This is a genomic window from Pectobacterium quasiaquaticum (assembly GCF_014946775.2).
GTDB lineage: Bacteria > Pseudomonadota > Gammaproteobacteria > Enterobacterales > Enterobacteriaceae > Pectobacterium > Pectobacterium aquaticum.
On sequence record NZ_CP065177.1, the window covers coordinates 123,142 to 137,842 of the forward strand.

At 54.2% G+C, this 14,701-nt stretch carries 14 protein-coding genes and 1 pseudogene; 10 read left to right on the forward strand and 5 right to left on the reverse strand.

The features are described from left to right. Window positions 1-18 precede the first annotated feature (18 nt). The 3 genes from IG609_RS00535 to IG609_RS00545 all read left to right on the forward strand — a co-directional run bounded on the left by IG609_RS00535 (window position 19) and on the right by IG609_RS00545 (window position 2,909). Window positions 19-1,092, forward strand: coding sequence for a sn-glycerol-3-phosphate import ATP-binding protein UgpC (locus IG609_RS00535; protein WP_193397780.1), 1,074 nt, complete (start codon window positions 19-21; stop codon window positions 1,090-1,092). Further along, on the forward strand, window positions 1,092-1,841 hold the full coding sequence (ugpQ, locus tag IG609_RS00540; RefSeq protein WP_193397779.1) for a glycerophosphodiester phosphodiesterase: 750 nt from the start codon (window positions 1,092-1,094) through the stop codon (window positions 1,839-1,841). The genes IG609_RS00535 and ugpQ overlap by 1 nt, the downstream gene beginning before the upstream one ends. Window positions 1,842-1,952: 111 nt before the next feature. Beyond that, window positions 1,953-2,909 carry an AEC family transporter gene (locus IG609_RS00545; protein ID WP_193397778.1) on the forward strand — a complete coding sequence of 319 codons (957 nt, stop codon included), beginning with the start codon at window positions 1,953-1,955 and terminating at the stop codon, window positions 2,907-2,909. 12 nt (window positions 2,910-2,921) lie between these two features. On the opposite strand, the gene IG609_RS00550 is transcribed toward IG609_RS00545, so the two are convergent. Beyond that, window positions 2,922-3,218, reverse strand: a complete 297-nt coding sequence (locus IG609_RS00550) for a hypothetical protein (protein WP_193397777.1) — start codon at window positions 3,216-3,218, stop codon at window positions 2,922-2,924. A 196-nt stretch (window positions 3,219-3,414) separates the two neighbouring features. Here IG609_RS00550 and IG609_RS00555 point away from each other — a divergent pair, with 196 nt between their 5' ends. Beyond that, on the forward strand, window positions 3,415-3,879 hold the full coding sequence (locus IG609_RS00555) for a tRNA (cytidine(34)-2'-O)-methyltransferase (protein WP_193397776.1): 465 nt from the start codon (window positions 3,415-3,417) through the stop codon (window positions 3,877-3,879). Window positions 3,880-3,889: 10 nt separating this feature from the next. Here the strand turns inward: IG609_RS00555 and IG609_RS00560 are convergent, their stop codons facing one another. From IG609_RS00560 to cpxR, 4 genes are all read right to left on the reverse strand, one after another. Continuing rightward, window positions 3,890-4,690 carry a DUF3142 domain-containing protein gene (locus IG609_RS00560; protein WP_193397775.1) on the reverse strand — a complete coding sequence of 267 codons (801 nt, stop codon included), beginning with the start codon at window positions 4,688-4,690 and terminating at the stop codon, window positions 3,890-3,892. Beyond that, window positions 4,660-6,834, reverse strand: coding sequence for a PA5441 family protein (locus IG609_RS00565; protein WP_193397774.1), 2,175 nt, complete (start codon window positions 6,832-6,834; stop codon window positions 4,660-4,662). Before IG609_RS00565 ends, IG609_RS00560 begins: the two co-directional genes overlap by 31 nt. Before the next feature lie 193 nt (window positions 6,835-7,027). After that, window positions 7,028-8,398 carry an envelope stress sensor histidine kinase CpxA gene (cpxA, locus tag IG609_RS00570; protein ID WP_193400715.1) on the reverse strand — a complete coding sequence of 457 codons (1,371 nt, stop codon included), beginning with the start codon at window positions 8,396-8,398 and terminating at the stop codon, window positions 7,028-7,030. Further along, the gene (gene cpxR, locus IG609_RS00575; protein WP_193397772.1) at window positions 8,395-9,093 is read right to left on the reverse strand and encodes an envelope stress response regulator transcription factor CpxR; all 699 of its coding nucleotides are present in this window, start codon (window positions 9,091-9,093) and stop codon (window positions 8,395-8,397) included. Before cpxR ends, cpxA begins: the two co-directional genes overlap by 4 nt. A gap of 153 nt (window positions 9,094-9,246) precedes the next feature. On the opposite strand from cpxR, the gene cpxP reads away from it, so the two are divergent. From cpxP to pfkA, 6 genes and pseudogenes are all read left to right on the forward strand, one after another. After that, window positions 9,247-9,771: a cell-envelope stress modulator CpxP gene (cpxP, locus tag IG609_RS00580; RefSeq protein WP_193397771.1), complete on the forward strand. Its 525-nt coding sequence runs from the start codon at window positions 9,247-9,249 to the stop codon at window positions 9,769-9,771. Window positions 9,772-10,007: 236 nt separating this feature from the next. After that, window positions 10,008-10,311: pseudogene (locus tag IG609_RS00585) on the forward strand (type II toxin-antitoxin system HicA family toxin). Next, on the forward strand, window positions 10,308-10,670 hold the full coding sequence (locus IG609_RS00590; protein WP_014917022.1) for a type II toxin-antitoxin system HicB family antitoxin: 363 nt from the start codon (window positions 10,308-10,310) through the stop codon (window positions 10,668-10,670). The pseudogene IG609_RS00585 and the gene IG609_RS00590 overlap by 4 nt, the downstream one beginning before the upstream one ends. A gap of 373 nt (window positions 10,671-11,043) precedes the next feature. Next, on the forward strand, window positions 11,044-12,231 hold the full coding sequence (locus IG609_RS00595) for a sugar transporter (protein ID WP_193397770.1): 1,188 nt from the start codon (window positions 11,044-11,046) through the stop codon (window positions 12,229-12,231). An 82-nt stretch (window positions 12,232-12,313) separates the two neighbouring features. Beyond that, on the forward strand, window positions 12,314-13,216 hold the full coding sequence (gene fieF / locus IG609_RS00600) for a CDF family cation-efflux transporter FieF (protein WP_193397804.1): 903 nt from the start codon (window positions 12,314-12,316) through the stop codon (window positions 13,214-13,216). 207 nt (window positions 13,217-13,423) lie between these two features. Continuing rightward, window positions 13,424-14,386, forward strand: coding sequence for a 6-phosphofructokinase (gene pfkA, locus IG609_RS00605; protein ID WP_102118188.1), 963 nt, complete (start codon window positions 13,424-13,426; stop codon window positions 14,384-14,386). Window positions 14,387-14,701: the final 315 nt, after the last annotated feature.

Genomic DNA, 14,701 nt, shown 5'->3' on the forward strand with positions numbered 1-14,701 from the left:
CGAATTTCGGAAACGCTTATGGCATGTTTAAAACTTCAGGCTGTCACCAAGTCTTACGATGGCAAAACACAGATTATCCAACCTATCGATCTGGACGTCGCGGACGGCGAATTCGTCGTGATGGTCGGGCCGTCAGGCTGCGGTAAATCGACGCTCCTGCGCATGGTGGCAGGCCTCGAACGCACCACCAGCGGTGATATCTACATTGATAACCAGCGGGTCACCGATCTGGAACCAAAAGATCGCGGTATTGCGATGGTGTTCCAGAACTACGCGCTTTATCCCCATATGAATGTGTTCGACAATATGGCTTACGGCCTGAAAATCCGTGGCTTCGGTAAGGTGCAGATCCGCGAGCGCGTGGAAGATGCGGCGCGAATTCTGGAATTGATGCCGCTGTTGCAACGCAAACCGCGTGAGCTATCGGGCGGTCAGCGTCAGCGCGTGGCGATGGGACGGGCGATTGTGCGTGAACCGGCGGTATTCCTGTTCGACGAACCATTATCGAATCTGGATGCTAAATTGCGCGTACAGATGCGGCTCGAATTACAGCAACTGCACCAGCGCCTGAAAACCACCAGCCTGTACGTCACGCACGATCAGGTTGAAGCGATGACGCTGGCACAGCGCGTTATCGTCATGAACAAAGGGATCGCCGAACAAATCGGTGCGCCGGCTGAGATTTATCGCCGCCCGGCATCGCTGTTTGTGGCCAGCTTTATTGGTTCACCGGCCATGAACCTGTGGTCAGGTCGCATTAGCGATGACGGCTGCCGCTTTGAAATCGATGGTGACATCGCGCTGGCGCTGCCTGAACCGAAGCCGCAATGGCGTGGTAAAGCATTGACGCTGGGGGTTCGACCAGAGCATATTCAGCTGGCGACGAGCGAAACCGGCGGTATCCCGTTGCAGATTTCAACACTCGAACTGCTGGGCGCGGACAATTTAGCGCACGGCAAGTGGGGCGGGCAGAACGTGATCGCGCGGCTCTCTTATGAGCACTGCCCCGCGATCGGTTCAACGCTCTGGCTACACTTACCGACGTCATCATGGCACCTGTTTGATTCGCAAAGCGGATTACGGATGGAATAATGGAAACAATCTGGCCTTACCCGAGCATTGTCGCCCATCGCGGCGGCGGTTCACTGGCACCGGAAAACACGCTGGCGGCGATTGATGTTGGTGCCAGCCTCGGTCACAAGATGATCGAATTTGACGCCAAGCTGTCGCAGGACGGCCAGATTTTCCTTTTACACGACGACACGCTTGAGCGCACCAGCAACGGCTGGGGCATTGCTGGGGAACTGCCGTGGGACAAGCTGGTCGGGCTGGACGTCGGCGGCTGGTACGGTCATAAATTTGTCGGTGAACGCCTGCCGCTGCTATCGGAAGTGGCAAAACGTTGTGTGCAGTACGGCATGGCGGCCAACATCGAAATTAAACCCACCACCGGATATGAAACAGAAACCGGGCGGGTGATTGCGCTGGCGGCGCGCCAGTTGTGGGCCGATCATCCGGCAGCACCGCTGCTGTCATCGTTCTCTATCGACGCTCTGGAAGCGGCGCAGCAGGCGGTGCCAGAACTGCCGCGTGGGCTGCTGCTGGATGAGTGGGACGAAGACTGGCTGGCGTTAACACAGCGTCTGGATTGTGTGTCCATCCACCTGAATCACAAACTGCTGACGGCAGAACGCGTCGCGTCGCTGAAAGCGGCGGGTTTGCGCATTCTGGTTTATACCGTCAACCAACCTGATCGCGCGCAAACTTTGCTGGATTGGGGCGTTGACTGTATCTGTACTGACCGGATAGATTTAATCGGGGCACACTTCGCGACCGGCTGAGGTCTGCCTCCTTCCCGTAATAGCGTGCTGTGGCGATATTGATATCGTCGCAATAAAGATAATGCGGCGATCCCCTTTCTGACTCGGTGCCGGTAATAAGGAAGTGGCGTCATGCCCGCATTTATTGTTTCGCTTTGGCACCAGATTTTTCTGTCGTTACCCCTCTTTGTTCTTATCGCGCTCGGCTATAGCCTGATTCGCTACGGTAAATGGCCGACCACCGTGACCGACGGCATGACGCGCTTTGTCTTCTCCGTCGCCATGCCCGCCATGCTGTTCCGCCTGATGTCGGATTTTTCCAAACGTCCGGTGGTAGATGCCCGACTGCTGATCGCCTTTTTTGGCGGCTGCCTGCTGGTGTTTGTTCTAGGTCGCATCGTGGCGCGCAAGGTCTTTCATCTTGATGGCGTCTCCGGCTCGCTGTTTGCGTTAAGCGGCATCTTCTCCAACAACGTGATGCTGGGGCTGCCGATTGCTACGCTGATGCTGGGCGAAGAGGCGATCCCGTCGGTCGCGCTGGTGGTGGTGTTTAACGGGCTTATTTTGTGGACGCTGGTGACGGTGTCGGTGGAATGGGCGCGTAACGGGGCGCTGTCGCTACAGGGCTTTACCAAAACCGCGCTGGGCGTGCTGAAGAACCCGCTGATTATCGGCATTCTGTCCGGTACGGCGTTCAGCCTGACGGGCCTGCCGCTGCCGTCGTATGTCGATCAGCCGCTGGCTATGCTGGGACAGATTGCCGCGCCGCTGTCGCTGGTGGCGCTGGGAATGGGGCTGGCGGAATACCGCGTGCGTGACGGCTGGCAGATCAGCACGGCGATTTGTACGATCAAACTGCTGGTACAGCCGCTGGTGATCTGGGGGATTGCGATTGCACTCGGCCTGCCGGAAATGGAGACGCGTGCGGTCGTGCTGCTGGGGTCGATGGCGGTGGGCGTCAACGTCTATCTGATGTCGCGCCAGTTCGATGTGCTGGGCGGCCCAGTGGCATCAAGTCTGCTGTTATCAACGGCGATGGCGGCGTTAACCACGCCGTTGATTTTAACGCTGATGGGTGTGCGGCTATAGTCAGCCATCGAATCAGGGGTTCTGTTTAATTGATGGTGGCGGTGTGGTTCTCTGTGAACGCTGTAAATCCTGCTGTAGCTGCTGCTGGCGTTGTTGCTGCAACTGCTGGTTGCGCTGCTGGAGCTGATTATTCAACTGCTGTTGCTGCAATTTCTGGTTCTGCTGCATATTCTGCTGCAACTGTTTCTGGCTGCTGATACCACTCTCAAACTGCTGCTGAGGCGTGGGCGCTTGCGGCGTGTTAGCACTTGCCAGAAGCGGCAGGCCGAGCAGGGCGGCACAGGCCAATAATGTCTTAGGGTGTTTCATTAAACCTCCACACAGGCAGTATGCCTGCATCGTGTTTTCATCAGTACATAGCACTGATGTCTTTCCTTAAGTGTAATCGCTGTAGAGGAAAACGTCGTGCAGAGTAATCCGCAATCCTGCGTGCACAGGTTTTGGGCTGCCCCGTGGGAATGCGCTATACTGCGGCGGAATTTTTCTTCGTGGTTGACGCTATCTCATGTTCCATATCGCGCTCTATGAGCCTCAAATTGCACCGAACACCGGCAATATTATCCGACTGGCGGCCAACAACGGCTGTACGCTTCATTTGATTGAACCGCTGGGGTTCGATTTTGAAGAGAAAAAGCTGCGCCGCGCGGGGCTGGATTATCACGATCTGGCGAACGTCAGCCGTCATAAAAACTATCAGGACTTTCTGGCGGCGGTTCTCGGTAAACGCATCTTCGCGTGTACCACCAAAGGCAGCCGTCCCTACGATCAGCCAACCTACCAGCCAGATGATGTATTGCTGTTTGGATCGGAAACGTCCGGCCTGCCAGACGAGATTCGTAACGGCTTTGAGTCGGATTTCCGTATCCGCATTCCCATGCAGTCTAATAACCGCAGCCTGAATCTGTCCAATGCCGTGGCGATCATCAGCTATGAAGCCTGGCGGCAAAATGGCTTCGGTGGTTGCCTGTAGCCATAGCTTGCTACAGTCTGCCGTTGGCGGATTTTTTCAGGGGTGGATTCACCAGAAACACCACTTCCCCGCGATAATACGGTGAAGTGGCAAGGCGTTGCTGCCACTGCGGTTCCCACTTGCCGTGTTGTACCAGCCCGACTCGGAAAGGCAGGGTCAGTTTCATCAGTGCAGGCAGGTACTCGGCGTAGTTGGTAATGGTGCTGCGACCCTGATAGGTTTGTACCACCACTTCATCCAGCTTGCCCTGTAAGCGGTTCAACGTCGCAACATCACCGGTTTTCGACCAGTCGAGCAGCCCCGTAATACTGAGCTGACAATCTTCGGGTAAACGCTTGCGCAATTGCGTCAGAAACGCGACATAGCCTGCTAACTGATAGCTTTTCGCGTCAAAATCGATCTGAATCCCAACCACTTGATTGCCCTGACGCTGCCACTTTTCCCGTAACTTTAGTATCCGGTTCAGGTGGCGATCGGAAAGCTCCAGCGTGGTCATGCGGAAAGCCAGCCAGACACGGTTAACGCGCAACTGGCTGGGCGGGATCCCCTGACGCAGGAACACGACTTTACCCTGACGGCGCGCCACTTCACCTTGATGCAGGTATAGCGTCTGTGCCTGATGCAGAATCGGCTGGGGCCGCACCGCCGCCCATAGCCAGAAGTCCTGATAGCGTGTCGCGTCGACGATGGCGGGCACCGCGTTGATGGCTGAAGGCGCAACGTTAACGGAAGCGGCCTGCGTACAGAACGCGAGCAGGCCAGCCAGCATGATTAACGGCGTTACCAGTAATAATCGAGCTTGTCTGCCCACACGCTGCCTTTGTACTTGGTTTTTAGTTGGGTAAACCAGGCTTTGCGGGTTGCCTTGCTGATGTCCTGCGGACCACAGTCGTTATAGCCGCTTGGCGCATAGCAGTTAACCGCGCGATACAGGGCATAGGTTTTGTCTTCCGGCGGCGCTTTTGGGTCGGCAATCACCCGCATATACCCATCCAAACGGTTATATTCGGTGCCGACGAACTGCGTTGGCGCGTTGGTGAGTCCACTCAACATGCTGCCTTCTCCCCAGTCGAAGCCCACGCTGTTATTGGTGCGCAGGAAAAACTCGCCGAGGCAGTTAATCGAACGGGCATCATTGGGGCGTTGATTCAGCGTCTCGACCACGTCATTCAGCGCTGGGCATTGGTAGTCTTCTTCGGTATCGCTGCCGTCCCAGTCAAATGCTGTTAAATCTTCCTGATTCCAGCTTTGATTTTCGCTGCTGACGAGCGGCGCAATGTCTTTCCTCAACTGAACATCTTTGAGATAGCTGGCGTAATCACCGTGGGTGAGCGACTTGGTTAACAACGTATGCAGTGCGATAGCCCGTTCTTCATGGGTTTGCTGCGGGCCCGTTTGCTGACGCAGCAGCTCGGCGCTGGCACTAATTTTCAGCACGGCGGAACGGAAACGCAGATTTTTCACTGGGCTGTCGGCGGCAAAGATCCGCTCTGGATGACCTGCCTTGACCAACGTTTCCGCCAGCGCCAGTTGCAGGAACTGATTTTGCGTGTACCCCATATTGCGTGTTAAGAGTTGACGCCAATGCGCTTCCGCCTCATCCCAGCGCTCCAGACGCACCAGCGCCCGACCGCGTAAGACTTGCAGGCTGAAACGCACAGTATCAGTCAGATCGTTCGCCTGTGTCGCGGGAACGCTGTTAACCACGGCAGCGTAATCTTTTTGACCATAAAACAGCTGTGCTGCCTGAAGGTAGCTGAACGCATCCTGCATGTTGTCTTGCGCAAACAGCGGTTTCTGCGCGGCCAACTCGTCAGCGGATAAGGCGGGTAATGCCAGCCAGCCGTCATCTGAACGCAAGCGTTTGAGGTCTTGCACCATCGTCAACGGAGGGCTGCCCGGCGCGCTGGTGAATTGCCGATTTTCCAGCAGCTTGTTGTCGATCTCGTCGCTCAATTCAAGGAGTGCTTCGACGTCGGCGGTGTTGTCCAGCTCGTGTTGGTACGTTGTCGCTAAGGCATTCATATCGTCCATAATCCAGTAAGCGCGGCGATACAGCCCGTTAGCGGACTCGATGTAGTGCCCGTCTGGATACTGTTTCAGATAGTCGCCAATATGCTGAATGGCAAGCTGTGCAGCCGCTTTATCGGCTTTACTGGCATCAAACATATTGTATTCATCAAGCGCGTTTTCCATCGCTTTATTGATCGCTACGCGAATCAACATATAGCGCGAGGTTTCCGCGACCCACGGCTGTGGTGAAGATGTTAACGCCTGAAAGCTGCTTTCCGCCTCATCGAAGTGGCCCTGATAAAACGCCAGCGCCGCGAACAGATACTGAGTGAGTGCGCTGGCATGTCCTTCGCCCGGTAGGCTGGCAAGACCTTTGTTCAGCGCCTCTTTGGTATACAACGGGCTGAGAAGATTCACCCGCTGATGTGCCAGCAGCGTGCGCTGTTCATGGGTGAGCGGTGTGTCAGCCCGCAGGACGTCGAAAAACGCTTCCAGCGTGGAAAGCGCATTGGAAATATGGCGACCTTCGTTATCGTCAGGCGAAAACGTGGAGATCGTGCCCTGAACGGCTGAAGAGAGGTTAAGCTGCTTCGCTTTATTCAGCGTTGAAAGGTAGGGCGCATCAGCCGTGACATCTTCCCCAGAATCGGAAGAGGGAACCCCTTCTGTGGCGGCAATCCCCATGACTCGGTAGGCCGTAAAAGGGTCGATACGTGAACGCGTTTGATCGGGTAAAGGATGGGGTAACGGAAGCGACATGTTGTGGAGACGGCTTTGCAGCAACATCAGGTTAGCACGAGTGTCGTTGCCCGGCTGCAAATAGGGCAGGGCAGACACGCCACATTCCGAGTCGGAAAAGCCGCACACTCCATCGCTGGAACTGAATGCCTGACTGCTCATTAGCGCGGTCAGTACGCCAGCCAGCAGCGTTACTCCTTTCATGGTTTGTATCCTTCATTCAACACGGGTCTTGCCTGTTTTCGGCATGAGTGACGAGTACTCTACGCAATCGCCTAAAAAACTCAATGCAGTATAACCGTGAGAAGATAAACAGAAAGTGACAGGTGCCCATGTCGGGCACCTGAGAGCGTGTTATCGAGGGAAACGTCGGTGGCGGGAAAAACTCTCGTCCGACTTACCGCTGATGCAACGGCAGCCAGATGATCAGACGCAATCCACCCAGTGGACTGTCTTCCGCTTTTACCCAGCCTTTGTGCTGCGTAATGGCAGTTTCCACGATGGCGAGCCCTAAACCGCTGCCGCCGGATTCGCGGTCACGCGCTTCATCCGTACGGTAGAAGGGACGGAAAATCTGCTCGCGATCTTCTGGGCTCACGCCGGGGCCATCGTCATCCACTTTAATGGTGATGCCCTGATTATCCACCGAGAAGGCCACTTCGATGTGGTTGTGAGAATAACGCAGCGCGTTGCGCACGATATTTTCCAGCGCACTGTCGAGCGAGGCGGTGTTGCCAAAGAGCGTCCACGGCCCCGGAGGATAGGGCACTTCCAGCGTTTTCCCCATCTGCTCGGCTTCAAAGGCGGCATCATCCAGCACATTGCCCCACAGTTCATCGGCACGCAGGAACTCACGGGTCAGTTCGTTCTTGTGTTGATTACGTGAGAGCACCAGTAGATCGTTAATCATGCTGTCGAGCCGCTGAGTTTCCATTTCAATGCGGTTCAGCTCATTGCCTTCACCCTGACGCCGACGCAGCAGCGCCGTTGCCAACTGCAAGCGTGTCAGCGGCGTACGCAGTTCATGGGAGATATCCGACAGCAGGCGTTGCTGTGCGGTAACCATTCGTTCCAGCGCGCTGACCATCTGGTTAAAGCTAACGCCTGTCGCCAGAAACTCCTGTGGGCCAGACTCCAGCTCAGGGTGCTGGCGTAAGTTACCTTTGGCGACTTCGTCGGCTGCGTGTTTGAGCTTACGTGCGGGTTTCGCCAGACTCCAGGCGAGCCAGAGGAGCAGCGGTGAACTGATCAGCATGGTGAAGATCAGCAGCAGTAAAGGGCGGTCAAACAGCAGGCTGATGAAATCGGACTGTGGGCTGCTGCTTGGGCGGCTCAGGTAAAGTTGGTAGTTGTCTTCACCATCACGAATAGAGAAGGGGCCAAGCAGTTCAATGCGGCCATAGTTTTTCTTTTGTGGATGATCGGCGTTATCTGACAACCCGATAAAGTTGCGCACGATCTGCATTTCATTCTTTTGTGCACCCAGCACGCGTCCTTCGCTGGTGACTAACAGGAGGCGCTGCCCCGGTGGAGCCCACTTTTCCAGCACCCAGAATAGCCGTAACCACCAGCGCAGATCGTTGGCTGGCGTATTGGCAAGGTCTGCTTCAATGTGCTGTTCCAGCATGATGCCCTGCCGCTGCTCGTTCTCCAGCAAGGCGGTAAGCTGGCGCGAGTCCAGCTTAGGCACCATCAGGACCAGCATGAGTACCAGCGCCAGCGTCAACCAAAAAATGGCAAAAATACGGGCGGTCAAGCTATTGATCATGCAGCCGATACCATCAAATAGCCTCGTCCACGCAGCGTTTTAAACCAAGGCAGGCCGTCCTTGCGTTCTGGCAATTTGCGTCGTAGGTTCGAGATATGCATATCGATCGCGCGATCAAACGGCGTAAGCCGTTTCCCCAGCACTTCCTGACTTAAATGTTCGCGGGACACTACCTGTCCCAGCCGCTGTGCCAGCAGATAGAGCAGCGTAAATTCGGTGCCTGTCAGGTCCAGTACGATATCGTCGAAGCTGGCTTCCTGTCGTCCGGGGTTCAGACGCAAGCTGTCGACTTCCAGCGTCGGGGCGCTGTTATCACCCGCCTGCTGTTGATCGGTCCAGTTGGAGCGGCGGAGAATTGCGCGAATCCGCGCCACCAGTTCCCGGTCGTTAAAAGGCTTCGGCAGATAATCATCTGCACCCAGTTCCAGACCAAGAACGCGGTCTAATTCGCTGCCGCGGGCGGTCAGCATAATGACCGGCGTTTGATGCTGCTGTCGTAGTTCTTTTAATGTATCGATACCGTTTTTCTTCGGCATCATCACATCCAGTAATAACAGGTCAATGGTGTTATCTAATATCTGTAACGCCTGCTCGCCGTCGTAGGCGACAACGACGTTAAAACCTTCCATTTCGAGCAATTCTTTCAGTAAAGCGGTCAGCTCTCTATCGTCATCAACCAGCAGAATTTTATTCATGTTTTCTCTACCTCCAAGGGCAAAATACGACATAGATTAGCGCTATTCCATGACTTTACGTAGTTTTACATCCTCTGACGCATGTTTGCAGCAAGATGCGTAGACTCCTGTTCATTGATTCACAAAACGACGTACCGCTCTGGAGAGTTATTGATGCAACAGTTCGCAACCTTATCTCTTGCTTCACTGCTTATGTTAGGCACTTTTACCGCCGTTGCAGCAGAAAGTGGAGACGCCTCGGTGAGCGGCTGGCATATCGATGATTCCGTCACAAAAGGCACATCCGTCCAGCAAGGTATGTTCGATGGCGTGAGGCTGACTGAGCAACAGCGTCAGCAAATGCGTGATTTGATGCACCAGAGTCGTCAGGACAAGCCGACGTTTAATGCCGAAGATGTTAAAGCCATGCATAAGCTGGTGACGGCAGAAACGTTTGATGAAGCGGCGGTGCGAGCGCAGATAACCCGAATGATGAGTGTGCAGCTCGAGCGTCAGATTCAGATGACCCGAGTGCGCAACCAAATGTATAACCTGCTGACGCCAGCGCAGAAAGAGATATTAGAGCTGAAGCATAAGCAACGCATGAAAGAGATGCAGCAACAGATATCGATGTTGAGCCAGATGGCCGCGCCGGCACCAGGTATGACAAGCCATGCCGAGACAGAGAATCCCGAGTAGTAGTGCGAGTGTAGTAAGTAGCTTGTAGTAAGCGTAGTGCAGTCCGAGTAGTCATGTGTAGTAGGTACACACCCTGTTTTTCCTTGCCATAGACACCATCCCTGTCTTTTTGCCCTCCATGATGGAGGGCTTTTTTTTGGTTTTTTTAAGGCATATAGCGTGTTTTGACTTCATGATTTGACTTCATATTAGCGGCGTCTATACTGACTTCAGTAAATGACATCATGGAATCAGTAATGCAGGGAAAAATAGCCAGCCTACGAAAGAAGCAGCGGGAAACGCTGATCCAAATTTTCAAAACACCAGTACTTTCAGGTGTTAAATGGTCGAATATTGAGTCACTCGTCACTCGTCACTCGTTACTCGTTACTCGTTACTGCGTTAGGCGGTGAAATTAAGGAAGGTAGCGGATCACGAGTGCGATTTTTATTGAACGGGAGTATCGCCCGATTCCATCGTCCTCATCCGTCACCGGATACTGATAAAGGCGCACTGGTTAGCCTGCGTGAATGGCTGGAAAGTATAGGAGTAAAACCATGACGAAAGCACTCAACACACCAAATACGATGGTTGTTTCTGGACAACCGGCCATTATCAGTTATGTACCGGAAATGGGTATGTTTCGCGGTAAGTTTATTGGTTTATCTGGCTACTGTGATTTTGTCGCCGACAGTATTAATGGCTTGAGAAGCGAGGGTGAAATTTCGCTACGCGAATATCTGGAAGACTGTCAGGAAAATGGCATTGAACCTTACGAGCGTGAAGAGAAGGTGAAAACATTCACCCTCCGTTATCCTGAATCATTCGGGGAACGACTGACCATTGCGGCCGCTGAACGCCAAATTTCAGTGAATACGTTTATTGTTGAAACACTTAGCGAACACCTGAAACAGGCTTAATAGTATCCCGCTTCGGCGGTTTTGTTGCATAAAAACGACAGTGAAAGCCCATATTTCACTGTGAAACCTCGTAACGCAGTTACTCTTCTCCGCTAGAGAACAGCATAAAAGTTGAGTAAGAAGAGCACGAAAAAAGACAGCGTAAGGGAGCGGTAAAGCGTAGAATGTGAGCACCAAAAATGATGCTCATGAATGTTCCCTTACCTGTTTTCAGGCTTTTGGCTGACATCCTCATAAAAGCACGCTGAAACACCCTTGGCCGCTCGCCGATTACACGGCGATGTCATACTTTCCCTGTACCATTGCTTCATCGCGTTAGCCTCTGCCACGACAGGGGGCGCATTCTTTTATTTTAACTTTTGATATCAATACCATGACCCGTTCTTCCCGTTCGACCGCTTGGTTACGCGTCGTCAGCCTTTCTCTGGCGGCCTTCATTTTTAACACCGCTGAATTTGCCCCCGTAGCACTCCTGTCAGACATCGCTGCCAGTTTTTCCATGAGCGCTGCGCAGGTTGGGCTGATCATTACGATCTATGCCTGGGTGGTCGGGCTGATGTCGCTGCCTTGCATGCTGATGTCCAGCGATATGGAGCGACGCAGCCTGCTGATCAAAATCTTTATCCTGTTCGCCGTCAGCAATGTGCTGTCCGGTCTGGCTTGGAACTATTGGGTGTTGGTGATTGCTCGTATCGGCGTGGCGCTGGCTCACGCGATATTCTGGTCGATTACGGCATCGCTGGTGGTGCGTTTGGCACCTGCAGACAAAAAAGCGCAGGCGTTAAGCTTGCTGGCGACCGGCACGGCGCTGGCGCTGGTGCTGGGGTTACCGCTGGGGCGTGTGGTCGGGCAGTATCTGGGCTGGCGTGTGACGTTCGTTCTGATTGGCCTGATTGCTGCGGGGATTATGGTGGGTCTGATGAAACTGCTGCCTGTGCTGCCGAGCAGTAATTCCGGTTCGTTGAAGAGTTTGCCTCTTCTGCTTAAACGTCCGGCGCTGCTGTGTGTGTACGGCCTGACCGTCATGATCGTTACGGCGCATTTTACCGCCTACAGTTATATTGAGCCGTTTATCCAGAAAGTGGCGTTGTTGAGTGAAAACTTCACGACCATCTTGCTGCTGATTTTTGGTGGTGCTGGCATCATTGGCAGCATGCTGTTCAGCCGCTACAGCGGCAAATATCCGGCAGGCTTCCTGATTGTCTCGTTCGCGTTTCTGGCGGTGTGTTTACTACTCCTGCTGCCTTTGTCATTCAGCGGCTGGAGCCTGTCGACGCTGTGTGTCGTCTGGGGGATCGCCATTATGGCGCTGAGTCTGGGGATGCAGGTCAAGGTGTTGACGCTGGCATCGGATGCCACCGACGTGGCGATGGCGCTCTACTCAGGAATCTATAACATTGGGATCGGCGGCGGTGCGCTGCTGGGCAATCAGGTTATTATCCATTTGGGCCTGCCCGACATCGGTTTCATGGGTGCGGCGATGGCGATACTGGCAACCGTGTGCTGTATTTTTACGTTTGTCCGCTATGCCCGTGTGTTAAAAACATCATTGGCGAACTGAATACGGGCAATGACCCAAGCGATCCTTGTTTCTGTCAACGTCTCCGTTTTCTGTAAGGGCATTCGTTTTACGTGAGGGCATGATGAATCCACACTATGCACGTCTGGTGACGCTGGCAGCCGTGAGCGCAACGGTCGTGGCGCTGGTACTGTTCATAATGAAAGTGTTTGCTTGGTGGCATACCGGTTCGGTAAGCCTGTTGGCGTCCTTGGTTGATTCGCTGGTAGATATCGCCGCGTCGCTGGTGAACCTGCTGGTGGTGCGCTATTCGCTGCAACCCGCAGACACTGAGCATGCATTCGGCCACGGTAAAGCGGAATCGCTGGCTGCGCTGGCGCAGAGCATGTTTATCTCCGGTTCGGCGCTGTTCCTGATTCTGATGGGGCTGCAACATTCGCTGGAGCCGCAGACGCTGCACGCACCGGAAGTGGGCATGTGGGTGACGCTCACTGCGCTGGTGGCTACGCTGCTGCTGGTAGCGTTCCAGCGCTGGGTCGTGAAGCGTACGCATAGTCAGGCGGTGCGTGCGGATATGCTGCATTATCAGTCCGACCTGTTGATGAACGGTGCGATTCTGGTGGCGCTGGCGCTCAGTTGGAAAGGTATTATGCGCGCCGACTCCCTGTTTGCATTGGGTATTGGCGGCTATATTTTATATAGCGCGTTACGCATGGGGTATGACGCCGTGCAGTCGCTGTTAGATCGTGCGCTGCCGGACGAGGAGCACCGTGCCATTGCTGAGGTGATTGTGAACTGGCCGGGCATTCGCGGCGCACATGCGTTGCGTACCCGACGTTCCGGCCCAACGCGCTTTATTCAACTGCATCTGGAAATGGATGACACGCTGCCGCTGGTTCAGGCGCATCAAATTGCAGACGATCTGGAGCAGGCATTACGTGAACAGTTTCCGGGGGCCGATATTATTATCCATCAGGATCCGGTTTCTGCCGTGCCGGAAAATCAGCGTGGCAGATTGACGGCGTAGTCGGCTAGGTTTCAGCATTTTATGTTAAAAACGTGATATGCCATGAAAATTTATGCACAATTTAGCCTGACCTGAATCAATTCAGCTTCGGGTGTTTGTTATAATATGCTAATAAAAGAATAAGGCGTTGCTGCTGTGTTTCACGGCGGCGGTGAATTTACGATAGAAGAATCCTGCAAAATTACATCTACAAGTCCAGAGGTTGTCATGATTAGAAGAATCGGAGTGTTGACGAGCGGTGGCGATGCACCAGGTATGAATGCCGCAATTCGAGGTGTAGTTCGCGCTGCGCTATCGGAAGGGTTAGAAGTTTACGGCATTTATGATGGTTATCAGGGCTTGTACGAAGATCGCATGGAGCAGTTGGATCGTTACAGCGTGTCGGATGTGATTAACCGTGGCGGCACGTTTCTGGGTTCCGCGCGATTCCCGCAGTTTCGTGATGAAGCGGTGCGCCAGGTCTGCGTGGAAAATATGAAAAGACGCGGCCTGGATGCGCTGGTCGTTATCGGCGGTGACGGTTCCTATATGGGAGCCAAGCGCCTGACCGAAATGGGTTTCCCTTGTATCGGCTTGCCCGGCACGATCGATAACGACGTTGCGGGTACGGACTACACTATCGGTTACTTTACCGCGCTGGAAACCGTGCTGGAAGCGATTGACCGCCTGCGCGATACCTCCTCTTCACACCAGCGTATTTCCATTGTTGAAGTCATGGGACGCCACTGCGGTGACCTGACGCTGGCGGCGGCGATTGCCGGCGGCTGTGAGTTCATCGTTCTGCCAGAAGTGCCGTTCAGCCCGGAAGATCTGGTCTGTGAAATTAAAGCGGGCATCGAGAAAGGCAAGAAACACGCGATTGTGGCGATCACCGAACTGGTGTGCGATGTCGATGAACTCGCTAAATACATTGAGAAAGAAACGGGACGCGAAACCCGTGCGACCGTACTCGGCCACATTCAGCGCGGTGGCTCGCCAGTTGCCTACGACCGTATTCTGGCCTCACGCATGGGTGCCTACTCTATTGAGCTGCTACAGCAGGGTTACGGCGGCCGCTGTGTCGGTATCCAGAATGAGAAAATGGTGCACCATGACATCGTTGATGCCATTGAGAACATGAAGCGTCCTTTCAAAGGCGACTGGCTGGATACAGCGAAAAAACTGTTCTAAGAAATCTGATCCTCCGTCTCTTAGTCCATTTTATGCGGACGCCGAGACGGTTTCGTGCGCGGTAATGTCGTTATTTTCATGCTACCTCGTAGCACGCGCCCGACACGGGGCGGCTTAAGCGCCGCTCGCCCCGTGACCCCTTGGCTTTTGGCGCGAATTATGCCGCTACGCGGTGCCTTCGTCGGTATCTGGCTTAACGGACCGCTTGCGACACGTTCCCTACGTGGCGCAAGCTTGAGCCGCGTCCCTGCGGCTCATCCTAAGCCCGCTATCTCCTCAGCATAATTTTTTACGCCGGATAACGGCAAAACTCGC